Raw genomic sequence first — 24,307 nt, forward strand, 5'->3', positions numbered from 1 at the left:
CCGGATTTTCACTGGCTCTCAACACATATATAGGCTGTCCTGAAAACTGCTATATCCACACTCCGATATCAGGGCCATGAAAGGATCCAACGTCAAGATCATGGCGGTGACCGCGGCAGTGATAGCGGTCATCCTGGTGGGCTCCTTCATCTTCGACCGCGAGAGCGGGGACATGGAGGGGCAGGTAATAATCCTGCACACGAACGACACCCACGGATTCTACGACGAGAACCTCGGGTTCGCCGCAGTCGCGGAGCTGAGGGACAGCTACGAGGCGCGCGGGGCAACGGTGTTCCTCCTGGATGCGGGGGATGCGTTCCAGGGTACCGCGACGACCTCGCTGTCCCGCGGGGAGTCGTCCATAGACGTTCTGAACGCCGTCGGATACGATGTCATGTGTCCGGGCAACCACGAGTTCGACTATACGCTGGACACCTATCTCGGATACGCCGACCGTCTCGAGTTCCCGACGATATGCTCGAACCTCGACTGGAGGGATTCGGGGGAGAGCGTCTTCGACGAGTTCGCCGTCATCGAGCGCGATGGCGTGTATCTCGGCGTGTTCGGTCTCCTGACGCCTGACACGGAGTCGATGGTCATGGCCGGGTACATGGACGACGTGGTCGTCACCGACCCTACCGAGGCCGCGAGGGAGATGGTGGCCAAGCTGAGGTCGGCAGGGGCGGACTACATAGTCGCTCTGACGCACATCGGGGTGGACCGTTCCTCCTCGTACACCTCCGACTACCTCGTCTCGGAGGTGGATGGGATAGACGTGTGCATCGACGGCCACAGCCACACGGAGATGGAGAACGGCAGGGTGGTCGACGGCAGCATCGATCTGATGCCCTCTGATACGATCGTCGCCAGCACCGGGACCGCGATATCGAAGATCGGGGTGGTGGAGCTCTCCGATTCCGGGGTGACCGCCACGCTGTCGGACAGTCAGGACAGGGACCGCGAGGTCCAGGGCGTGATCGATGACCTCCGCTCGGGGATGGAGGGATATCTCTCGGAGAAGATCGGGAGCACCGAGATCACGCTCACCGGCGAGCGCACCCAGTCCCGTCTGGGGGAGGTTCTGGTGGGTGACCTGGCCGCCGATTCCATGCGCGAGTCCGCGGGCGCGGATGTGGCGATCGTCAACGGAGGGACGATAAGGCTGGAGATCCCCGTGGGGGACATAACCATAGGGGATGCGTACGGCGCATACCCGTTCGACAACTACGTGCAGGTGAAGACGGTCACCGGGTCGGAGCTCTACGACATCATGGAGACATCCGTCGGATGGCTCCCCGGGGCTGCCGGATCCTACCTGCAGGTGTCCGGGATGGTCGTGACGTACGACTCGTCCAGGGAATCGGGGGACAGGGTCATCGGCATCACCCTGTCCGACGGTACGCCCATAGGCCTCTCGGAGACCTACGCCGTGGCATCGAACGACTACATAATGTCCAGCTCGGACTACCCGGCCCTTTCCGAGAAGGACGTCGAGTCGACGCTGGACGTCATGGCGAGGGATCTCCTGATAGCTCACATCACGGAGATGGGAACCATCTCGGAGGGCGACATCCTCACCGGGCGTCTCATAGACCAATCCGCGATATGAAAAACCGAGGGGGATCGCTCCCCCTCATCAATCCTCATGAGAGGGAGGCCGCCAGCTCCTTCGTCCTCCTGATCGTCTCCTCTATGCGGTCCAGGTTGCAGGTGCGGCAGTCGTGCTTCAGCTTCAAGCCCTCCGCGAACTCCTCGGACTTCTTGCGATACTCCTCCGTATTCCCTATCCCGGGGTCGATGAACAGCGTTCTCTCGTACGATGCGAATATTATGTCGAAGAAGAATGACGGGTCGTACCCCTCCATGGAGTCCAGGTGGAGCTCCTTTATGAGCCCGTCCATGCCCTCCAGCGCCCATCCGGGCGATGAGAACCAGGTTCCGGCGCAGACCTTCTTCTCCCTCGCGTATTCCTCGGGTCCCAGAAGGACGTCTATGCAGTCCGCTCCGGGCAGCATCACCGCCGGGACATCGAACTCCTTCGTTATACCGTCCAGGGAGCTGCATATGGCATATCCCAGGAACACGACGTCCACCTTGCCTTTCATGGCGTTCACCTTCTCGAGCAGGACCTCCTTCATGTGAGGCGGGTCTTCGTGGAGCGCGAACTCGACATACTCCCGGTACACGAAATCGGGATCGTCCTTCGTGAGGTACTCTATCTCGTTTTTCAGGATGTCGCAAGCTATTATGGCGATCTTCATGGTAACAATTGTCACATACCAGTCGAAACATATATAATAGTCTGGTTGAAACTTTTTGAATCCGAATCCTCTACTCCATATTTTGTAGAAGATTCTCCGATGACTCATGTCCGATGCTGGACACCATTGCGATCCAAGGGTATGGACGGATATGTATGTGAGTCGACGAATATCCATCCATGATGCGGGCGGCACGGATGTCCCGCACCGCCCGTCGGACTCAACTGCCCATTATGAACTCGGCCATGTCGTCGATGACCGCCTGATCCACGTGTCCGCGCTTGCTGTACTCCAACGCGGTCCCCATGTACGGTCCATCCGACTCCATGAACAGGTGGTTCAGCCCGTCGTAAAGAGCGAACTCCGCGGCAGGGTCATCGGACAGCGCGCCTATCCATCTGACGTAGTCCACGTCGGCCAGGACCTGTATGTCGGTGCTTCCCTGCAGGAACAGCATCGGCACCGAAAGGGATCCCGCGATGGATGCCGAGTCGATGGAGTTGATGCTCCAGATGTAGTATCCGCTCTGTCCGAACACCATGGTGGTCGCGCGTTCCACGTCGGTCATGTCCGCGAGGGCGTCCGCCTTGGCGAGCTCCCCTTTGATGTATGCGCGGTACCTCTCGGCATCCGGCAGATCCCGGCACTGCGCCCAGATCTGGTCGGCCAGGATGTCCGTGATCGTCCGGGGGCTCCCTGCCAGGGACACGAACCCGTCGCAGTCCCCCTCGCACCTCTGGACGATGTACGGGGCCAACATGCCTCCCATGCTGTGTCCTACGATGTACACCTCCGAGTATCCCATCTCCTTGAGCATGCGTACAGCGGCCACCGCGTCGTCCACCGTCTCGTCGTCCACCGTGGCATATGCGGGGTTGTCCGAGAACTGGGGGTACGCGAACGTCCTCTTGTCGTATGCGAGGACATCGATCCCCTTCAGGGCGAGTCCGCGGGAGATGTCACGATACGGTTTGTTCACCATGACGGTCCCATCCCGGTCGTTCGGACCGGACCCGTGGACGATCACGGCGGCGATGTCATTGGAGGACGTCTCGGAGGATGTCAGCGTCCCAGGCAGAGGGAAGCCGGCCCCTGCATCGACCGTGACATCCGTCTCGGTCAGACCCTCCGGCAGCTTGTCGAGGCCCTCCGGCTCATAGTAGCTTATGTTCAGGCTGGTGATGCTATCGTCGTCCGAGAACGAGATGGTCAGGAGAAGTCCCCATTCCGAATGCCTGCAGTATGCCTGGGACATGGTCTCGCCCCTGGACTGCCAGGTCTCCGTCCCCTCTATGGTCTCGAACGTTCCGATGCCGTACGTGTACTGGTCCCATATCACGGACAGCCCATCGACGTCGCCGACCGCGGTCTGCATATTCGGGGCGCACCCGTCGTAGAATGTCTGGAACTCCCCGTTCTCCAGCATCATCACCGTATCGGTGACGATGTCGTCGTCCCCATCTCCCATGTCGGGCCGCGACTCCATCATATACGACGCGACCAGGATCGCGGCTATTATGACGGTGCATGCACCCAATATCGCCAGATTGCGTTTGCTCAAAAGGTCCACCTATGCATCTGATGTGCTTTGGCGGTTATAAGCAGTGGTACGGTCCCCATTCGATGTGTTTTTAGGATGGACGATGTTCCCGGGATGTTTCGGAGGCGGAGAGGTGGACGCTAGACTGGAATCCATGGAGTCCTTTGACGTCAGAGGCAGGCATTCGGACTATCGCATAGTGAACGTGGGCGCGTTGCCCGGGTCGGAGGCGTTCCTTCTGGTCTCGGATGACGTGGCCGTACTGTACGATTCCGGATACGGCTTCTGCGGACCGGCCCTCGTGGAGAACATAGGGAGGGTCCTCGGCGACAGGCCGCTGGACTTCATCTTCATCACCCATTCCCACTACGACCACATACTGGGGAGTGCGCACTGCACCAGGGAATGGCCCGATGCGAAGGTCGTCGCCAGCAGGCATACTTCAGAGGTCATCGCGAAGGATTCGGCGAAGAGGGTCATGAGGGAGCTGGACTCGTCCGCGGCGAGGCTGCACGGATTCAGCGGGTACGAGGACCTGACGGACCGTCTCCGCGTGGACATGATCGTCTCGGAGGGGGACACGGTACAGGCGGGCGGGTTCCGCTTCGTCGTGCACGAGTACCCTGGCCATACATTCTGCTCCATAGGCTTCCACTGTCCGGACGAGGGCCTCCTCATGTCCTGCGAGACGCTTGGCTTCTACACGGGGGAGGAGATGACCCCGACATATCTGGTGGGGTACCGTCTGACGTTGGATTCCATCGACCGTGCCCTGGACCTCGATGTCGACGTCATGATGCTGGCTCATTCGGGCGTGGTCACGGGACACAGGTGTCGCGAGCTCCTGGAGATGTCCAGGAGGTGTGCGGTCGGCATGGCGGAGGAGATCATCGGGGCCCATGATGCGGGGATGGACTTCGAGGGCATCCTGAGGGTGCTCAAGGCCCGTCATTACACGGGTTACGCCAGGAGGATCCAGCCCGAGGCGGCCTTCGACACCAATGCGAGGTACATGATCCCTATGATCATACGGGAGTTGGGCTCCGAACGGGCATCTGGGCCGTCCGACGACTCCTGAGGGCCAGGTCCAGCGTCTCCGCGATGTCGGCATCGATGAGTATCGACCTGTCCCGGATCTCCTTCGGGCACACGGAATGCTCGTACCCTATGCAGGCGTATGTCGAATCAGGGTTCGAGTACGTCATGTTCCAGAACGGGTACTTGATCCATCCGGGAGTGCTGGGGCCCACGCCCATCTCCAGGAACAGGACCTTGGAGCCGCCGTGCTCGCGGAGGAACGACTCGTACCTCTCCTTGGACGCATGCCACCTCGCATCCTGGACGAACTTGTCGTCGCACCGCAGGTTGGGCACCATCCTCCCTCCGCACACCGGGCAGCGGGGGACGAGTCCGGAGGGCACGCGCATGTCCTTCTGTCCGATGACCATCTCCGATACGATGTCCCTGTCGTCGTACGTGTCGTCGGTGCACGCGTTCGCGCATTGCAGGAGACCGTAGTCGCCCTGCACCGCGAACACGCGACCCTCATCGAAGCCGTTCATGACGAACTGATGGTCCACGTTCGTGGTTATGACGAAGTGCTCCCTGTCCCTCACAAGTTGCAGAAGGTCGCGGTACGCCCCGTTCACCTGCACGTCGTAGCGGTTGTGCCAGATGTGGCGGCTCCACCACGCCCAGTACGTCTCCTCGTCAGGGAACCTGCGGAACCCTCCCGTGTACATGTCGGTGATCCCGAACCGTTCCTCGAAATCGTGGAAGAGTCTGTGGAACCTGTCCCCGTCGTACGTAAGCCCCGCCGACGTGGAGAGTCCCGACCCTGCTCCGATGAGCACCGCGTCAGCATCCGAGACCGCGTCCGCGATCCCGGCCGGGTCATCCGAGTATGCTCTCATAGATCCTCCTGTCCTTGTCGGTGAACACATCGAACACCACGTCCAGGCCGGTCCTCGGAAGTATCCGGGACACGGTGTCCACGGCGATCTCCGCCGCCTCCTTGCCGGGGAATCCGAACACCCCTGTGGATATGCAGCAGAACACTATGCTCTCGAGTCCGTTGGCATCCGCGAGCTCCATGCATGAACGGTAGCATGATGCGAGATCGTCGCGATGCCTCCCGGTGAGCTCGCCGCGGACGATCGGGCCGACCGTGTGTATGACGTTCCTGGCCGGGAGGTTGTATCCGGGCGTGATCCTGGCCGAGCCGGTAGGTTCGGGACGTCCCTGCACAACCATCTCCTCGGAACATCTCTGGCGCAGCTGGATCCCGGCGAAGGTGTGTATGCAGTTGTCTATGCATGCGTGATTCGGTTGGTAGCATCCGGTCATCCCCGAGTTGGCTGCGTTCACGATGGCGTCCGCCTCGATCCTGGTTATGTCGCCCTGCCAGAGGCGGATGCGCGGACGGACCTCCGGGATGTCGCGGACCCTGACCACACCCTTCTCCTCGCGCCTGAGGGACAGGTACGCATCCTGGATGCGTATGAGCTCGTCGGACGCGGGTCCTGCCGGGCGGACGTTCATCAGGGCGCGGAGCAGGTCGCGCTGTCCCTGCACGTCATCCGGGATGCGTATGCCGGAGTATCCGGGCGACTCCCCTATCAGGGCATCGATGAGGGACGTTCTGAGCCTGTCCACTTCACTCTTCGTATCGGCCGTCATCATATCGTCCCACGACGATGCGTTCCGGATACGTCCTGGGCTTCGCTTCGGGGAACCCGCCGTCAGGATATCCGAGTGCGATGTGGACCGCGGCCGTGTACCCTTCCGGGATCCCGTTCTCCGCGACCAGCCTGCGGCCGATCTCCGAGTCGAAGGTCTCCTCGGCCCTGCCGAGTATGCAGGACCCGATGCCCATGGAATATGCGGCGAGCGCGATGTTGGATGCCATGATCCAGCAGTCCGGCGCGGTGTAGAGGAAGTCGCCGGGTCCGAACAGGGTGATGACGGTCGGGGCATCGTAGAACGCGTTCTTGATGCTAGGGTCGTCGGCGATGCTCGGCTCGTCCACGGAGACGTAGTCGATCCCGGAGGACACCCGTCCGTGGAATGCCGATCTGTTGATGCGTCCCAGCGCCCTGTTTATGTTCACATCCCTGCAGACCAGCGTCACCGTGGTCTGTCTGTTGCCCGCGTTGGGCGAGTATGCCGCGGCATCCAGGATCCTGTCCAGGTCCTCCATCGGCACCTGCCTGTCCTGGAACCTGCGTATCGTGCGGCGTTCCTTCATCCCTCTCATGATCCCGTTCGTCTCAAAGCCTCCCTATGGACATGGACGGGCAGTTCTCCGCACAGCGCCCGCAGTGCAGGCAGTGGCTCTGATCTATGCGGTACGGCCTTCCCGGGACGATGGCGCCCTGGGGACAGCCCCTCGCGCATGTGCCGCAGCCGGTGCAGCCGTCGGATATCACGAACCCCTTGTCTTTCGTAACCGCACCTCCGATGCCGTATGTCCCGCGGTCTATCGGGCGGACGCCCAGGTTGAAGTACTCCAGGGTGGCGGACCTGACCTCGAACACGATGCCGATGTCGCGCGTCTCGCCGGGGTACACGTTGGACAGGTACGGCTGCTCGTCGAATATGACGGACATCCACCTCTCCTGGTCCTCGGCGGGCGTCGCCCTACCGGAGATGCGGATCATCTCCTTCCTGGAGGTGTATCCGAGCGCTTGGAAGCGGCCGTCGTCCATGAGCTCCCTGCAGAACCCCTTCCCCCTTGCGGTGAAGAAGTACATGGCGTCCGGCTCGTAGTGGATGGCGCTTATGTTGCGGACCTGTGGTGACCCGTTCCCGTCAACGGTGGCGAACGCCAGGATCCCGGCCTCCTCGAGCCTCCTCATGCATCCATGTGCGTCCATCTCAGTCACACTCCGGGACTATGACCTTCCAGCACTGGGGGTCGGGTGCGTACATGTCGCCTGTCGCGCCCGCGGCGACCGCGGGGCATCCGCGGCAGAAGCGTAGCAGCTCGCACCTGGAGCACTTCTCGAACCTCTCGTACTCCCTGTACCTGTCCATCCCGGGTCCGGTGAACAGGTCGTACAGGTCGTCCGTGAGGGCGTTGCCGATCCTGCTCTCCATGCGCCTGCAGGCGTATACCGAGCCGTCTGGCAGGATGGTCACATGGCAGTTCCCGCAGTTGCACCCGTCGTAGACGTACTCGTCGTCGGGGTACCCGTCCGGGTCGAACAGCCCCTTCTCGTAGAGGAAGAGGGTCCACAGGTGGTCCTTCAGGTTGAACGTGGTGCCGCAGTCGCGGTATCTCTCGAACCTCCCCCAGCACTCCCCCAGCATCCAGCGGTACTCCTCGGGGGAGCAGCAGGTGTCCGCGCTGTCGGCATCCGGGCAGTAGCGTGCGAACGAGAATATGTCCGCATTGTTCTCCACCGCGACGTCGACGAGCTCGGGGATCTCCCTGAAGTTCCACTTGGAGACGGTGGCCATGATCGCGACGTCGATGCCCGCCCCCCTCAGGACCGGTATGGCCCTGAGCGTGGCCCCGTAGGAGCCGAGGCAGCGTATGCGGTCGTGGGTGGCCTCCAGGCCGTCCAGGGACAGCTGGTACTTCAGACAGCCGTCCTCCCTGAGTCTCCTGCACACATCGTCGTTCAGATGGAACGGGTTCCCGAGGATGGCGAAGGGTATGCCATGCTCCCTGAGCTTCCCGGTGAGGGTCCAGAACATGGGGTGGAGTATCGGGTCCCCTCCGGTGAGGTATACGTATGGGATGCGCTCCGCCCTCTCGCAGAACGATTCGATCTGGAGGATGGTCCTGTCCATGTCGTCCAAGGTCATCTCCTTGAACTTTGCATGGCTGCCGAGCGCGTAGATGTAGCAGTGCTTGCATCTCTGGTCGCATGCTTCTGTGATGTGCCACTGGAAAGCGAAGTAGTCCATGTTCCACCTGGGTAAGTGTCGCCCCGTCGCAGGGACGGGGCAGGTTTGGGTTCAGTTCTTGTCTCCTGCGCCGCAGGCCGAGCCGCACGCGGAGCCGGTCTTCTTGTCCCCAGCGCCGCACGCGGAACCACATGCGGGGCTCGCCTTCTTGTCACCGGCACCGCAGGCCGAGCCGCAGGCAACGGCGGCCTTCTTGTCTCCTGCTCCACATGCGGAACCGCACGCCGAGCTGGTCTTCTTGTCACCGGCACCGCACGCGGAACCGCAGGCAGCGGCGGCCTTCTTGTCTCCGGCACCGCATGCGGAACCGCATGCGGATGCGGGGGTGTTGTTTGTCTTCCTTCCGAACAGATTCTTGAGCGACATTCTATCTCTCCTTCGAGGCATCGTCGCGCAGTTCTCGGCGGCAATGCCTGCGAGAAGGTGATTATCGCGGTATTATTTAACTCGAGGACGAACCTTTTTGTAAGAATCAATTCCTACCTTTTTCGATACAGGGGTGCTACCTGATGATATCCAAAGAAGACCTCCCGGCATGCCCCGTGGCGACCACCGTGATGCTGATTGGAAACAAGTGGAAGCCTCTGATTATACGCGACCTCCTCGCCGGGACGCAGCGCTACAGCGACTTCCTGAGGACGATCCCGGGGATCAGCCAGAAGGTCCTGACGGAGAACCTCCGCTCGATGGAGAGCGACGGCATCATCGTGCGTATCGAGTATCCGGAGGTCCCTCCCAGGGTCGAGTACTCACTGAGCGAGCTCGGCGAGACGATGCGTCCGATCCTGAAAGCCATGGAGATCTGGGGGAACAACTACAAGAGCACGTTCAAGGGTGAATGACCGCCCGCATGTGTGCACACGACGCACCCGGACAGAGGTTACACACATGGATGCCAGGACGAGGGTCGCGACCATTTCGGTCATAGCAGTGGTCATCGCTGTCGTATTGGCGTATGCATATGTCTCAGACTCGGATCACGACACGGCTGTTCAGGCATCCGATTACTCCGATGTGGACAACTGGATGAGGCTTCCGGGGAGTATAGAGCACGAGGTGGATGTAATCTATCTCTATCCCACGACGTTCGTCCCAGGCTATGACGGCGAGGAGTGCACCATATACAACGCGGATATGCGCGAGAAGGCCAACATGATCTACGAGCGCCAGGCGACCGTGTTCAACGGTTTGGCCAACATCTTCGCCCCGTACTACAGGCAGATCGATGCGGCCAGCCTCGCGGGGCTGACGCAGCCGGAGATGGTGGAACGCGAGTCCGGGGAGCCGAGGGCCGACGTGTTCGCCGCATTGGATTACTATTTCGAGAACCACAACGACGGGAGGCCGTTCATCCTCGCCGGACACTCGCAGGGGTCCATGATGATCATGATAATCCTCGACGAGTATATGGAGCGGCATCCGGAGGTCTATGACAGGATGGTCGCCGCGTACATGATCGGCAATGCCGCCACCAAGGACTGGCTGGCCGCCAATTCGCACGTCAGGATGGCGACGGGTGCGACAGACAATGGGGTGGTGGTGTCTTGGAACACCGAGGGCCCCGGGAACATCGGCCATTACAACATGGTGGTCCCGGGGGGGGGGTCCGTCTGCATAAACCCCCTGAACTGGAGTACCGATGGCACGTATGCGGGGACGGAGGATAACCTCGGATGCCTGACTTCCGACGGGAACGGGGGATACAGGGTGGTCGAGGGCTTCGCCGATGCGCGGGTGGACCTCGACAGGGGAAGTGTGATTGTGGAGTCTGTGGATCCGGAGGTCTATTCGAACGGTGCCGAGGCGCTGTTCGGCCCGCAGAGCTACCACGGGCAGGACTACGATTTCTTCTACATGAATATCCGCGAGAACGCAGGGGACCGCATCGAGGCTTTCCTATCGGGATGATCTTTCGACCATCTCTCATGTCCGGGACGGGATGCGGCAACGGGTGTTGCAGTACCATAATGTCCATGCCGTCACAGCGATGCCGATCGTCAGGGAGACTCCCACTGCGGTCGTCCCGATCGCTATCGCGACCGGCAGGACGGACCAGGACAGTAGGAACATCCCTACGGCTTTGGACAGGCGGGGGAGGTAGTATCCCGTCCTCTCGGCGGCGGACATATGGTTGATCCCGGCCACGATTCCGGACCCGCGGCCGGTCAGCATGACGGCCCCGAGGACGATCAGCAGCAGGGACACACTTCCCAGGAGTATGTACACGTTGCCGAGCACCAGCATGGAGACCAGGCCCGTCAGCAGAATGATGGGCACGGCCATGACGATAACTGCGATCGCAACCCCGTCGTCCATGCGGGTGGACCGTCGTCTCGATTCAAAACGTTGCCTGTGCAATGTCATCTCTCGGTTCTCACACGGTTCCGCATGACAATGAAGGCTATGGTGTGTGCATCATATGTGTTGTTAGACCGTACATGTGTGTTTTCAGGAGCCTCCAGTTCTATTTGGAAAGGATATGCGATGACGAGGTTGCTTCTTCACAGAGGCATGTAGTGTCGTAATCGTGATCGAAATCGATCAATACGCTCTGTTGAAATCACAATGTTCCCGTAGCTTCGGCATGGGATTGCCTTGGGCATCACTGCCCAAGGGCAGGGTCCCATCACTTCATTCCTTAGTCCTTCTGAACATCCAGACGGCCGCGATCGTCACGAAGACGATCCCTGCGATGGCAGCCAGTATCCACGTGTCGGCTCCATCATCATCCTCGGTCCATTCGGAGTACTCGTCGATCGGTCTGTACTCGGCCACGGCCTTTCCGACGGCATCGGGAGACAGCTCTATGCCGTCCGTATAGAACGTGATCTCACGGTAGACCTGGAACGCGGACTCGTCTACGGTCGCATCCGTGCAGTTGTACTGAACCCTCTTCAATCCTGATAGGTTGAATGCATATGTGTCGATGCATGTCACGGATCCTGGTATGGAGATGCTGTACAGTCTTTCGCAACTGCCGAACGATTCAACACCGATGTGCGTGAGCGATTCGGGAAGTGTCACTTCAGTTATGTTGCTACACCAGAGGAATGCACAGTCCTCTATGCGTTCCAGACTGTCAGGAAGGTCTACGGATACGAGCCTGTCGTTTCTGTTGCATGCCGATTCGCCGATCGTCCTTACGCCTTCCGGCACGGTGAGATGGCTGAAGCTCCCGGGACAGATCAGCAGGGTCGACACGGACTTGTCATACAGGACGCCGTCTATCGACGTGAATGCGGGATTGTCTTCGGCCACATGGATGGATTCGAGATTGCTTCCGTCGAATGTGCGTACGCCTATCGAGACGACCTTGCTGCCCAGGGTGACGGTCTTGAGCTCCCCGGACAGTACATGTTTGCCGATATGTGTCACGGATTCTGGGACGGTGAACGATTCGAGCTTGGCATCACGGAACGCGAAGTCTTCGATCACCTCCACCCCTTCCATCCCGGTGATCGTCTCCAGGGACGGGCAATTGACGCATGTGCCCCTGGGGACCTTCGTCATACTGTCTCCGAAGTGTATCGACTGGAGTGACTCGCAGTCCCTTATCGCATATTCCTCAAGTTCGACGACGGGCCCCGAGAACGATATCGACAGCAGGTTCTGGCATTCGGTGAAGGCCTCGCTTCCGATCCAGACCGCGCCCGTGTCGAAGGTCACGTCCTCCAGGTCCTGGCACTCCTCGAACGCGTGGCTCCCCACGGACGTGACCGTCCCGGGCACATCCAGGGACCTCAATGAGCTTTGTCTAAACGATCCGTTCCCTATGCTCGTCACATTGTTCAGGTCGATGGACACGATGTGCGAGAATTCGAACGCACGATCCGCGATGTGCTCGACCGTCTCAGGGACCACGACGTTGGAAGGACCGCTGTCATATGGATACATGGCCAGGACGCGCATGTCCTTGCTGTAGAGAGCACCATCCAGGGATGAGAATGTCGCATTCCCCTTGGAGACATGGAAATATGGATGGAAACTGCCGAACGGATCCTCTCCGATCTCCGAGACCCCGCTGCCAATGGTCACGGTGTCCAGAGTCGGAAACACATAGTCTCCGATGGAGGTCACCGTATCGGGTATGTGGAACGTCCTAAGTCCCGTGCTGACGAATGCCCAATCGCCTATGGCCCTCAGATTCTTCATCCCGGCGACCTCGGTCAGCGATCCGCATCCGTAGAATGCACGTTCGGGAATCGAATCGATGCCCGATCCGATGTAGGCGTACTCCAGACTCTCACACCCGCTGAACGCCTCATGCCCCATCTCTTCGACGGTATCGGGGATGACGATGCCGGTCAGTCCGGCGGCCTCTTTGAACGCGCTCTCGCCTATCGACCTCACGGCATACTCCTTCCCATCGTGTGTGACGGACTGGGGGATCACCACGATCCCGCCTGCCCCCGTGTACCCGGAGACCGTCGCCGTCCCATCGTCATCGAGCGTATACGCGATGCCATCCGATTCGATGCCGGTCCCCTCCCCGGAAGAGGGATCCGACAGCGAACAGATGCCGATGGCCGCGATGACAGCGACCAACATTGCAGACAAGATCCGGTCCATGGATTGGAATCATCATGGAGAGTATATAAACGGGGAAGAAGGAGGACAGTATCATGCCGAAGTATCCGCCCCCCCCCGGTCTTGAATGTGCGGATCACACCATCCAAGCTGAAGCGTTCGGAGGACGCTTGGGCCCATATCAGGCCCCCGATAGGAGCCGATAAATTGTCGTTTCTATTAGCCTTGAACGTCCTGAGGGTTGATTAGCCGTAAATGATGAATTGCCCCTGGTCATGACAAAACCAGAATCCACTCGGTTCCATCGATGATCGACGCCTGCTGTCAAAGTAATGGGATAACATATCTAGGTATGTGAGGATAAGAGCACAGGATGGATGTTGGATGGGGCGAGAGTCCCTCCGACGGGGTATTCGAGATCGTGGCGGATTCCATGGCCGGTAAGTACCACAGATCGGAAGTTGGGCGCAGGATCCACAGTTGATCGAGGGGCCAACCGTGTTCGGATTGACCTTACCAATACCCTACCAACACCCTACCAATTTGGTAGGGTATTTATATCCACTCAGACATCATCGAACATGCATCTGCCTAGAAACCCTCCACAGATAGATCTTATTCTATCGGACGAGCGGGAATCCAGAGCGGTTCTGTCCGAGGGGATAAAGGAATATGCGAAGGATTTCAACCGGAGATATCTCCATTGGTCGGAGGTGCGTCGGAGGGATACAGGACCGTTCGATCCAGACGCCGTGTGGGCAAGGATGAAGTTGGCTCGCATGGACAGTAGCATCGCATTGGTGTTCGGCAATACGCATTACCATTATTCCATATCGGACAGGATTATGAAGATGCTTCATGAATTCGACATGAGGGCATCTGTGGGACTATTCCCCGATACGATTGATCCGCATAGGAAGGTGTACTATTCCGTCAGTTCCCTCATGGAGGAGTCCATCGCATCCAGTCAGATGGAGGGAGCGGTCACTACAACCAAGAATGCGAAAGAGATGCTACGCAAGAACATCCGTCCCAAGGACAAATCGGAACGTATGATAGTCAACAATTACAAGGCTATGCGGTTCATAAAGGACCATACCGAACAGCCTCTGACTCCCGAATTGATCAGGGACATACACAGGATTGTGACCGAAGGGACGTTGGATGAAGGGTGCATGGGGGTTTTCCGTGACAATGATGACGTCGTCGTACAGGATTCCCTTTCCGGAGAGGTGTTCCATCATCCAATACCTATGGATGAAGTGGAATCTGCAGTGCAACAACTTTGTGATTTCATCAACGATGAGGAGGAGTTCCTTCATCCTGTGATAAAGGGGATAGTCCTTCACTACGCGATCGCATACATACATCCATTCGAGGATGGCAATGGACGTGTCGCACGCACATTGTTCTACTGGTACGAACTGAAGAGTGGATATTGGCTGATGGAATATCTCGCTCTATCAAGATACATCAAGGATCATAAGGGCAGGTATGAGGAGTCGTACGTGTTCGGAGAGACCGATGGCAACGACATGACCTATTTCATACTCTATAATCTCAGAGCACTGATGGATTCGGTCGATAAGTTCGAAGATTATCTGAAAAGAAAGATTGAGGAAGAGCGTTCGATGAAGGTGAAGCTGTCTGATTATGGATTGAACGACAGGCAGGTTAGGATAATCACCAGTCTTATGGCTGGTGGAACAACCACAGTGAGATCGATACAGAATCAATACCAAGTATCCTTGAATACAGCGAGGGCCGATGTCAGACTCATGAGTGAAGTGGGATTATTGACGGAGACGGGCAGGGAGGTCAATACGAAGGTCTACTCTTGGTCGGGAAAGAAGATCTGAAGTCCTACCAACACCCTACCAATTTGGTAGTGTACATTCCATGCAGTAGGATGTATCTCGATGAACCGATTCCATGAGGTTTTTATAACCGAAATTCCCGGATCCTGAGCAAAAAGGTATCCGTCGCCCGTAAGTACTAAGGGCCGAATTCACGACCAACTTACGGGACTTATCAGGATGTCCCGTCATTGTCGAACATGATATAAAAACAACATCGAAAATGGCAATGGAACGACGGATCTCGGGGATACAGTAGGTCTATTGGCGGTTCATATGACGATAGCTATTATACACGTGGAGGTATCGCCTGTATAGAGCCATTCTGCATAAGAAAGGGATTGGCAGAGGACTCTTTCATAATGGGGCGTTTGCAAGGGTTGATGTTTTGGATGACGTGGTTGATAGCTATCGATGAATCAGGGGATACGGGGTCTGGATCGAGGTTCTTCACGATGGCTGCGATCATCGTGTCACACCGGCGTCAATTGCTGCCGGCCATCAAGGCCATTCCTAGTGGCCCGAAGGAATTCAAATTCTACAATTCGCTACCCGAGAGGATCGAGCCAGTGTTGTGTGCACTTTCAGGTTGCTGTGTGGATATTGTCTACATCGTCGCTGACAAACACGATTACAGGAGTGAGTACTACGGCTTGTATGGCAATGCATTGTACTCATCGGTTCTGGAGGATCTGATGATACAATCGATGCAGTGTGTTTCTGGGCATGACGTCGATCTGGAAGTAGATGATAATAGCTTCATGACGCTTGGATCGATGAAGGAACTCGCGATGTCCTGTTCTTCGAGATGCGGATGCAATCTGAAGGAATGTAACAAGGTGATATCCCATCACAATAAGAACGTGCAGATCGCTGATCTGGTGGTCGGATCGATACACAGATCTTACGAGAACGGTGAATCCAGATTCATCAGTGTAATCGAGAAGAAGATCCATCGCCCGTAAGCCATGATGGCCACCCAACGGCAACCAAACTTACGGGTCTTATCAGGATAATGGTACATAATGTTGCATCCTATTTAAGCTATAGCTCAAGTAGATGGGTGATGAACGAGAGTTAAGATGATAGAGTCTCCCCCATCGGTTCAGAAACCATAGAGTTCCTTGAGTTTCTCGACGAGGGCTCCATTCTTCGAGAATTTCAGCGAATCGCATTGTTTGAAGTTATGCTCTTCTGCTTCGTAATCATCGCTGAAACCCAGTAGGAATGAGAGGGTGATCCTGTAGATGATCATAGTCGGTGCGAGGCCGAACACCTGTTCCTTGAATATATGGTTCAGACGGGCTTCACGTTCCGGATACAGTTCCTTCAGGCGATCGCTCTGATACAATCTTTTGACGATCTCGGCGATATACAATCCGGATTTCATGTACAGGTTCGCGAAGGTCATGTTCTTGTGATCGAATGTCAAGGTCTGGAGGAACAGATGCGAGTACGTCGCATTCCCGATCCTATGGGAGATATGCGCTTTGCGTAAGATCCTCGCTAAATCCGATTTCTTCTGGGATTGACGATGCGCGTACGCGACGTTGCCACGACGTGTCGCAGGACATGCGACATGGACTCCGGTCTCGAGATTGCAGAAGAGGTTGTAGTAGGTCACCTCGATCCATTCGATGAGGTCCGGGAGGAGGTCGTCGGGGTCGATCCTGCTGGCCTTGATGTCGGCCTGGAGTTGCCTCCTGTGATCCCTGTCAAAGACCGACATGAGGACCACTGAAAGTGGTACTCTGCAAAAAACGACAAAAAACCGCGGATGGCTTCTCAGGAAGTATGCTGGAAAAGGATGGTCCCCACTCCCTGATTTGAACAGGGGACCTGCTGATTTCAGCGGCTGTATCGGTTTCTTCCGAAGACACTCTACAGTCAGCCGCTCTGGCCAGTCTGAGCTAAGTGGGGATAAACCACGGATAACTAGGTTTTATATTAATCTATTTGTGAGCCGGTCGCGTGATCCGCGGAGGTCGGATCGTGCCGTGCTCCGATTCTGGCAACGCATCCGTGTCTCTGGGCATTCCCGCACACCACTGCCTCCTCGGGCACGTGCATGAAGCCGATCGGAAGAATCGCACCGATGACCGTAGTCGCGGGACCCGTGCTGTAAGTGTCAGGGGACACGTAACAGGACCTTAAGGAACTGGTTTACGAGTATCTTACTTCTTCTCCGGCTTCCCGTCCTCGTCCGGTCCCACGTAGTCGATCCCGGAGGGCGGGTTCCTGGCGAGCTCCAGGGATTCCCCGTACGTCTCGCCGTAGATGTCAGTGAGCAGTCTGTCCACCATGAGACGGTCCTCGAAGCTCCCTCCGGTGCGGTTCAGGTCCTCCACGAGCATCAGGAGGCCGGCGACCCTCACGCCCTTCTCGGTCAGGATGCAATGATACTGGGCCTCGCCCTTCTTCTCCCTCCATGACTTGAGGTCCACCAGGTGCTCCGTCCACAGGGCGTCGAGGGTGTCCCTCAGGGAATACCCGTTGACGACGACGTCCCGCCTGAGGTCCTGCCTGATGCACAGGGGATGCGAGAGGATGTAGGTGAGGATGTCCGGGGCGTACCTCATCTCGAGGGCCCTCTTCTTCTCGACGTGCCTGGGGATCTTCTTCCTTTTCTCCCCATCCTGACCTCCGTCCGTCTCATGGGTCTCCGGGACGTCCTTCCCCGTACGGGGCTCGGGATTCTGCTCCATGTGTGTCGGAGATAACGTACTAATTTGTACGCGTTGTACTACACAGTACCTGAGTACTATTCAGTACTAGCTAAATACGGAGGACGTTTCAGGCGATATTGACGGATGGGACCCTCTCCGAAGGGAGGGGGGCGTTCGTCGAACTTCCCGGCGAGGTCGGGAGGATTTGATAGAATGAATATGAACAAAAGCAAGAAAGCAAAGCTGCTTTCCTCGTTCGCCGTCATGGCGATGGTCGTCTGCGCGTTCGCAGCAGTCATGCCCGTCGTCGATGGGGCGGACGCTGCAGTCAATTCTTCCACCGAGAAAGTGGGAGGTCTGGACATCAGCTTCGAGAGTTCTCTCGGAGCTGTCGTCTCCGACAACAAAGTTACCTTCACCGGTAGCTCGACCGCGGGTATGGCCGCGGGAAACAGCACTACATACAACTTCAACGATATTTTTGTAGGAAGTGGTGAAACAGCAACTCCTGCAGCCGCAGATTACTCTGCAGTAGTGCTCACGGGAATCACAGGCGCTGACTATTTCGAGATCATTCAGAAAAACAGCGCTCTGAGGATCTATGACCAGGAATGGAATGGAATCGTGGGCGATACGAAGACAAAAGTATACGCCGCTGTGAATGCCGCAGCCTACGAGTTCCTCATTCCCAAGGACGGATCCAAGGTCGAAATCACTGTGAAAGAGGTCCTTAAGGTCGACGAGAGTGATCCTCAGAAAGTGACGGAGTATGGAGACGAGGTCACCACGTACACCTTCGACTTCACGCATGTCTCCACCAAGATCGTCCTGAAGTCCGATGTCACTGCGACAATGGCTGAAGGCACGACCGAGACGAAGCCCTGGGATTTCGACAACGGCACGCTCATCCTCACGAACTACAACGGGTCCGAGATCTTCACGTACGCTGGATCTCTGAACGTAGAGCTCTCCGGAGAGAACACGATCACCAATCACGGACTGTACGACACCGGTAAGTCCGGGGCCGGCGCCTCCGCCATATCCGTTACAGGAACAGGCAACACGCTCAGCGTGTACGCCAAGGATGCCGGTGCGACGCTGAACATCGACTGTTGCAACGACATCGGGTTCGGGATCACCGGAACCAATGTGACCATCGGAAAGATGGCAGATGCAGGTGCAGAGGGAAAGACCGGCGAGACCACCACCCCCGTGAGGACCGTTGTCAACATCGACGGCGGCAACAGGGCGATCTATGCCACCGGCGCGAGCAACACCACTGCCATCCAGAATGCGGACGTCATCGTCGAAGGCGCTGAGAGAGGCATCAGGACGATCAACCTGACCGTCACCGACTCTAATGTCGAAGCGAAACTGTCCACGCCCGTGTCCAACAACGAACAGGGAGTCGACGACTACTTCGGGATCAAGGCCGACGGAAAGCTCACCGTCGACACGGAGTCGAAGGTCACCGCACAGGGACTCCGTCTCGGAGGAGAGCTCGACAACAAGGGAATCGTCGCAGTGAGCGGGAACTACGAGCAGAACCCCGATGCGATTTACACCACGACTGCGACCGACGGATTGAAGGTCCTCGTCGCAGGACTCTATGTCGACACTGCGACCAATGCTACCGCTGACCGTGTCGCATCCGCTGGTACTGAGAAGGGCAAGATCTACCTGATCGGTGATGCGGGAGCATTCAACGTGACCGTCACCGACGGAGACAAGAAAGAGGTCACATCGACCACCGTCGAAGACGCACTGACCAAACTTGCTGACGAGAATAACTCCAAGGTCACCCTGATTGTCCCTGCAGGTACAGTGTCTACTACTCCTGTGTCTGTGCCCGAGGGCAAAGAGCTCACAGTGGTCGCCACAGAGAATGCTCTGAACGGAATCGTGAAGACCGGACCTGTCGGCAACCAGTCTACTGCCACATTCGAGGGCGTCAAAGGGAACTTCGTCATCTCCCAGGGATCCGTCAAGCTCAGTTCCGATGAGGGACAGGGGATGATCTCAGAGGGAACCATCACCCTCGGCGAGAGGGAGACCCTCGACATAGACGTCAAAGTCGAGAACCTCACAGTGGAGGCTACTGATGGAAAGAAGGCCTTCGTCACCGTCAAGTCCGACGTGGAGGTCACCGGAACGCTCTCCCTCGGCTCCGGCATCACCATGACCAACACCGGCTCCATCACCCTCGCCGAGAACGCGAAGATCGATGTCGCCAGCAACGCGGTCCTCAAGAACAACGGAAGCATCATCGGACAGAAGGGAGAGGTCACCGGAGCGGGGACCTTCGACAACAGCGGAAGCGTCGGATGCGTCGTGTCCACCGCCACCGTTCTCGGTACCACCTTCGACCTCGAGGTCTCCGGAGAGGCCGTCCAGGACAGGACCTACGGATCCCTCCAGAACGTCATCGTTCCCGAGGGCAAGGTCTGGACCATCACCACCGGAACGTCCATCACCATCAACGGCAACCTCATCGTCGAGGGGACCCTCGTGATCGACGGAGAGCTCATCGTCGCAGGTTCCGGAGCAGGGACCGCCAAGATGACCGTCGAGGAGGGCGCCGTCGTCACCATCAACGAGAAGGGAGTGCTCTCCATCGGAAGCACGACGTCCGCAGGCGACGCCGTCATCGACGGAACAGTCATGGTCTACGGTGTCCTGAACGTAATCAAGACTTCCGAGACCGTCGCCATCGGGGACAACACCAACGTCGCCGACGGAGTCGCCGTCAACGGGGACATGACCGTCTCTACCACGGGAGTCGTCGCCACCGGAGAGGATGCCCGCATGACCGTCTACGGTACCTTCACCATGAACGGAAGCTTCGGATACGGAAGCAACGACTTCGCGCTCTACGACAAGGGAACGGTCGTCATCAACAACGCCGCGGCCGAGAGGCCCGCGAACGTCAGTGGAAGCGGGATCGCGACAATCTATCTCGCAGCCGACGATGTCTCCGTGGACATCACGTCGTTCCTCTTCGAGAAGCAGACCTCCTCGCTCAAGATCACCGATGAGGGGCTCGTCCTGAAGAAGGCGACAAAGACCCTGGAGTCCGTCGTTCTCGATGATGGTGCGGTGAACACCATCGTATTCGATATGAGCCAGAGGAGCACCTACCTTGAGAAGGCGACCGTCGGAAGCATCGTCGTGACCGAGGATGTCAGCACTAAGAAGAGCACGGCCACTGGACACACGGATGACAACGTCTACACTGCGAAGATGGACGTCTCCGGATCCGTCGCCGCCGGATTCACGTTCAGCGCATCCTCCAGCAATGCCACGGTCACCGACAGGGTGAACATGGGCATCGATGGTGGAGACAAGGTTTACTTCACAGGCAGCACCACCGCTGCAGAGTACGTCGGAGGGGTCACCGTCGCTTCCGATCTGACCATCGGAAACTACGTCAACCTTTCCAACACGGGCAACATGTCCGTTTCCGGAACCGTCTCCGCACTCGGAGCGAACGGTGTCGTCATGCCCATCACCAACCAGGGGGACATCGAGGTCACCGGGCTCATCACGGCCAGCAACAAGATCGCCGGCACCGGTACGATCTCCGCCGCATACTACGTCATCATCACCGGAACCGGTGTCGATGCCGTCACGACCTACAACTACGCCTCCTTCGGAACCGCCGTCGCGGCGGTCGCCGATGCGTCCAACACTAACGCCTCCAAGGTCGTCACGATCTATGGGGACCTCGTCGTCAAGGAGAACGTGGACGTCCCCGCAGGGGTCACTGTCAACTTCGACACCGAAGCTAAGATGACCATCGGACCCGAGACGGGCGGACAGGACGTCGTCGTGAAGTTCGCCAGCGGGGCCATCATGAACAACAGTGCCGAGGAGCAGGTCATCGTCAACGGAACCCTCGAGTTCGCCAACAAGGCCAACGACAAGACCCGCGATGTCGTCTGCGACGTCACCGTCAGGTCCGAGGAGAAGAACGGACCCGTCACCTACACCAACCTCCTCACCGCCCTGGCCAATGCGGCCGACGGATCGGTCGTCGAGGTCACCAGGCAGACCGGGAACGTCACCCTGTCTTCCAACCTGACACTCCGCGACGGGATCACACTTTACATCCCCGAGGGAGTGGCCTCCCTGTACCTCAAGAACGGCGTCACCCTGACCATCGACGGTGTCCTGAAGACCGAGTCCGACATCATCGCCGAGACCAAGTTCTCCACCACCGCCATGAACGTTGACGCTCCCAATACCGCTAACGACAAGTTCTCCAGTGCGATCGTCGTCAACGGCTACCTCTACGTGAACAAGGGCGTCAGCAATTCGCTCGAGTACGGAGATTCGGTTGATGACAGTTCTACTTCGGGCGTCAATGAGGCCAAACTCATGTCCAAGGGTGCACCCATCGCCGGAGCGTACTACGACTACGACGGAGACTGGAACGTCATCTCCACCCTGGAGAATGCCATCGCCGTCATGGACAAGGTCACATCCAACATCACGATCAACGGAGCGGTCTCCGCAGGGGACGTCTCGTTCGTCGGGAACGATGACTGCACCACCATCAACGTCGATGGAAAGCAGGTCACAGAGATGGATGGCACTACGAAGGTCAACACAACCCTGACCGTCAGCTCCCTGACCCTCGGGGATGGAATGAAGTTCACCATGGCCTCTAGCCAGGATGTTACGACGAAGGGTGCCCTCATCGGAACCATCACCGTCGGAAGCGCATCCGTCGTGTCCGTCAAGGCCACCGGAATCGCCGCCGAGAACGTCGAGGGCAAGCTCGTCCTCACCGGAACCACTGTCGCCGATAGCAGTGGTGAATCATTTGCCATCTCTGCAGGAACCGTCTATGCCGGAACCACCGCTGCGACAGGTGGAGCTTTCGTGATGGATGGGGACTTCTTCAGCATCGCGACCGGAGCGACTCTCGAGGTCGTCGGAACCTTCACATTCGATAATCTCACCGTCAATGGAACCTTCGTGGTCCCCTCCGGTAAGACTGCGAATGCGGACGCCAGTACGGGTGCACTCGTCGTGAACGGAACCGTCACCGTGGCTCCCGAGACCGACTCCAAGGCTGCAGGAAACCTCACCGTCAAGGACCTCTACATCGGACTGACATCCAAGGACGTCACCGGTGCGGACGCGTCCTTCAGCGGACCTGTCACCGTGAACAACATCGCCTATGTCAAGGCCGGTTCCTCCATCGATGCTGTCGCACAGAAGATCCTGGACAAGAAGGACAACACCCAGTTCTTCGTTGCAGACGTCCTCTGGATGACCGCATACGATTTCAATGGTGGCAACAAGGTGTCTACTGTTGATGAGGCACCCGTCGAGAATGCTGCGTTCAAGGGATGGGTCGACTCGGACGGAAAGAACATCAAGTTTACCGGTACGTCGAGTGAATACGACCCCGAAATTGGAGCTAGTAAGACCAAGAAGGTCACGGCAAACATCGACTACGATGTCTACACTGTCTACGTCTACGCCAACGAGGGTATCGCGAACGTCTACATCGACGGGAATGCGATGGCCAAGGGAATCCTCCCTGCAGAAGATATCTCCGATGGAATGGCGAATGGATTCTTCCTCAAGGTCTCCGCAGGCGAGCACGAGATCACCTATGACCTGACCAACGGATGGACCGGTTCCGCCGTGTTCAAGGTCAACGGCGATGCCATCAGCGGCAACAAGTTCACCACCACCGGAACCCCCGGAGAGACCGACACCGTTCTGGACTACTACGTCCAGGTCTCCGGCCTCGAGAAGTCCGGATACGTACCCGACGCACCCGACAGCAAGGATGACTCCGGCATGGGAATCACCGATTACCTGCTGATCGTCCTCGTCGTCCTCATCATCGTCATGGCGATCATCGTCGCCATGAGGCTCATGAGGAGCTGATCGCGAACACACGGATGAGCGAAGGCTATCCCCACCAACCTGAACAGCAAACCCCGGAGGTCCCTCGGGACCTCCATTCACAGGACACGCAACGAACCTGAACAGCAAACGGGCCTCGGAGCGGGGCCTCCCAGACGGGGGGTCCCGGGCCCATCATATCATCGACCGTTCCAGGAACGGACTCACAGAATCACGCTCAAGGATCATCGGATCACTGAATCACGCTAAACCGGTGCCGGACTTAGTTCATGTGTATTCCTCCGGTACCTCCTTACGGGCGGAGCTCTCCCTCCGCACGGGAAACGCGTTACCTCCGGCCGGGACCATCTTCCGGCCGGAGGGTCCGGTTCAAAGTACAATTTTCGACTCGGATACTGTTTTGAATCTAGTGTTCCGAAGGGTCAGGATATCGGGGATCCCAGTATGATGAACGATATCGGTTGTCATGACGTCACGATCATCGACGATCCTATCTGATCCGCCCCACGCATCATGAGGACCTAACGGTTCATCTGGACCATACTTGGAGCATCGTTCCATGGTTCCAACGATATCGCCACATGCTACGATACCTCTATCAGGCGGTCTGACGCATGGATGACGGTGCAACTTCACCGATCCAGGGTGCCTGTCCCG

General features: G+C 57.9%; 19 protein-coding genes and 1 tRNA gene. 7 read left to right on the forward strand and 13 right to left on the reverse strand.

Translation table 11 applies throughout. From position 1 onward, the window contains the following. Positions 1–76 precede the first annotated feature (76 nt). Positions 77–1,609, forward strand: coding sequence for a bifunctional metallophosphatase/5'-nucleotidase (locus V5D86_RS05195; RefSeq protein ID WP_414595637.1), 1,533 nt, complete (start codon positions 77–79; stop codon positions 1,607–1,609). A gap of 34 nt (positions 1,610–1,643) precedes the next feature. Here the strand turns inward: V5D86_RS05195 and V5D86_RS05200 are convergent, their stop codons facing one another. Continuing rightward, positions 1,644–2,261 (reverse strand): DUF1638 domain-containing protein, encoded by a 618-nt coding sequence (locus V5D86_RS05200; RefSeq protein WP_414595638.1) that lies wholly within the window; start codon positions 2,259–2,261, stop codon positions 1,644–1,646. A gap of 220 nt (positions 2,262–2,481) precedes the next feature. Then, the gene (locus V5D86_RS05205; RefSeq protein WP_414595639.1) at positions 2,482–3,831 is read right to left on the reverse strand and encodes an alpha/beta hydrolase; all 1,350 of its coding nucleotides are present in this window, start codon (positions 3,829–3,831) and stop codon (positions 2,482–2,484) included. A 103-nt stretch (positions 3,832–3,934) separates the two neighbouring features. Here V5D86_RS05205 and V5D86_RS05210 point away from each other — a divergent pair, with 103 nt between their 5' ends. After that, on the forward strand, positions 3,935–4,879 hold the full coding sequence (locus V5D86_RS05210) for an MBL fold metallo-hydrolase (RefSeq protein WP_414595640.1): 945 nt from the start codon (positions 3,935–3,937) through the stop codon (positions 4,877–4,879). Here the strand turns inward: V5D86_RS05210 and V5D86_RS05215 are convergent. The 6 genes from V5D86_RS05215 to V5D86_RS05240 are packed head-to-tail and all read right to left on the reverse strand — an operon-like array spanning position 4,827 to position 9,081. Further along, on the reverse strand, positions 4,827–5,714 hold the full coding sequence (locus V5D86_RS05215; RefSeq protein WP_414595641.1) for an SIR2 family NAD-dependent protein deacylase: 888 nt from the start codon (positions 5,712–5,714) through the stop codon (positions 4,827–4,829). The two genes, V5D86_RS05210 and V5D86_RS05215, sit on opposite strands and share 53 nt — an antisense overlap. After that, positions 5,695–6,480 (reverse strand): protein-ADP-ribose hydrolase, encoded by a 786-nt coding sequence (locus V5D86_RS05220; protein ID WP_414595642.1) that lies wholly within the window; start codon positions 6,478–6,480, stop codon positions 5,695–5,697. The genes V5D86_RS05215 and V5D86_RS05220 overlap by 20 nt, the downstream gene beginning before the upstream one ends. Further along, complete coding sequence (locus V5D86_RS05225) at positions 6,458–7,057, reverse strand: nitroreductase family protein (RefSeq protein ID WP_414595643.1); 600 nt, start codon at positions 7,055–7,057, stop codon at positions 6,458–6,460. The genes V5D86_RS05220 and V5D86_RS05225 overlap by 23 nt, the downstream gene beginning before the upstream one ends. Positions 7,058–7,070: 13 nt before the next feature. Continuing rightward, positions 7,071–7,676, reverse strand: coding sequence for a 4Fe-4S binding protein (locus tag V5D86_RS05230; protein WP_414595644.1), 606 nt, complete (start codon positions 7,674–7,676; stop codon positions 7,071–7,073). Position 7,677: 1 nt separating this feature from the next. Further along, entirely contained in the window at positions 7,678–8,715 is a 1,038-nt protein-coding gene (gene acgM / locus V5D86_RS05235; RefSeq protein ID WP_414595645.1) for a radical SAM/SPASM domain protein, ACGX system, read from the reverse strand. A 51-nt stretch (positions 8,716–8,766) separates the two neighbouring features. Continuing rightward, on the reverse strand, positions 8,767–9,081 hold the full coding sequence (locus V5D86_RS05240) for an ACGX-repeat peptide (RefSeq protein ID WP_414595646.1): 315 nt from the start codon (positions 9,079–9,081) through the stop codon (positions 8,767–8,769). A 143-nt stretch (positions 9,082–9,224) separates the two neighbouring features. Here V5D86_RS05240 and V5D86_RS05245 point away from each other — a divergent pair, with 143 nt between their 5' ends. Beyond that, positions 9,225–9,557 carry a winged helix-turn-helix transcriptional regulator gene (locus V5D86_RS05245; protein WP_414595647.1) on the forward strand — a complete coding sequence of 111 codons (333 nt, stop codon included), beginning with the start codon at positions 9,225–9,227 and terminating at the stop codon, positions 9,555–9,557. Positions 9,558–9,603: 46 nt separating this feature from the next. Beyond that, positions 9,604–10,623 (forward strand): DUF3089 domain-containing protein, encoded by a 1,020-nt coding sequence (locus tag V5D86_RS05250; RefSeq protein WP_414595648.1) that lies wholly within the window; start codon positions 9,604–9,606, stop codon positions 10,621–10,623. A gap of 15 nt (positions 10,624–10,638) precedes the next feature. On the opposite strand, the gene V5D86_RS05255 is transcribed toward V5D86_RS05250, so the two are convergent. Together V5D86_RS05255 and V5D86_RS05260 are read right to left on the reverse strand one after the other, a co-directional pair. Further along, complete coding sequence (locus V5D86_RS05255) at positions 10,639–11,031, reverse strand: DUF3784 domain-containing protein (protein ID WP_414595649.1); 393 nt, start codon at positions 11,029–11,031, stop codon at positions 10,639–10,641. A gap of 315 nt (positions 11,032–11,346) precedes the next feature. Then, positions 11,347–13,284, reverse strand: a complete 1,938-nt coding sequence (locus V5D86_RS05260; protein WP_414595650.1) for a leucine-rich repeat domain-containing protein — start codon at positions 13,282–13,284, stop codon at positions 11,347–11,349. A 419-nt stretch (positions 13,285–13,703) separates the two neighbouring features. Between V5D86_RS05260 and V5D86_RS05265 the strand changes: the two genes are divergently transcribed. Together V5D86_RS05265 and V5D86_RS05270 are read left to right on the forward strand one after the other, a co-directional pair. Continuing rightward, positions 13,704–15,101 (forward strand): Fic family protein, encoded by a 1,398-nt coding sequence (locus V5D86_RS05265; protein ID WP_414595651.1) that lies wholly within the window; start codon positions 13,704–13,706, stop codon positions 15,099–15,101. A 338-nt stretch (positions 15,102–15,439) separates the two neighbouring features. Beyond that, positions 15,440–16,063, forward strand: coding sequence for a DUF3800 domain-containing protein (locus V5D86_RS05270; RefSeq protein WP_414595652.1), 624 nt, complete (start codon positions 15,440–15,442; stop codon positions 16,061–16,063). Between the two features lie 140 nt (positions 16,064–16,203). Here the strand turns inward: V5D86_RS05270 and V5D86_RS05275 are convergent, their stop codons facing one another. The 3 genes from V5D86_RS05275 to V5D86_RS05285 form a co-directional block, all read right to left on the reverse strand. Next, positions 16,204–16,827 carry a hypothetical protein gene (locus V5D86_RS05275; protein ID WP_414595653.1) on the reverse strand — a complete coding sequence of 208 codons (624 nt, stop codon included), beginning with the start codon at positions 16,825–16,827 and terminating at the stop codon, positions 16,204–16,206. Between the two features lie 79 nt (positions 16,828–16,906). Next, positions 16,907–17,018 (reverse strand) — tRNA-Tyr (locus tag V5D86_RS05280). 254 nt (positions 17,019–17,272) lie between these two features. Beyond that, positions 17,273–17,803 (reverse strand): hypothetical protein, encoded by a 531-nt coding sequence (locus V5D86_RS05285; protein ID WP_414595654.1) that lies wholly within the window; start codon positions 17,801–17,803, stop codon positions 17,273–17,275. A gap of 174 nt (positions 17,804–17,977) precedes the next feature. Here V5D86_RS05285 and V5D86_RS05290 point away from each other — a divergent pair, with 174 nt between their 5' ends. Then, the gene (locus tag V5D86_RS05290) at positions 17,978–23,671 is read left to right on the forward strand and encodes a beta strand repeat-containing protein (protein WP_414595655.1); all 5,694 of its coding nucleotides are present in this window, start codon (positions 17,978–17,980) and stop codon (positions 23,669–23,671) included. The last annotated feature ends 636 nt before the right edge of the window (positions 23,672–24,307 follow it).

It is taken from the genome of Candidatus Methanoprimaticola sp. MG2 (genome assembly GCF_047501175.1).
In the GTDB taxonomy this organism is placed as follows: Archaea; Thermoplasmatota; Thermoplasmata; order Methanomassiliicoccales; family Methanomethylophilaceae; genus Methanoprimaticola.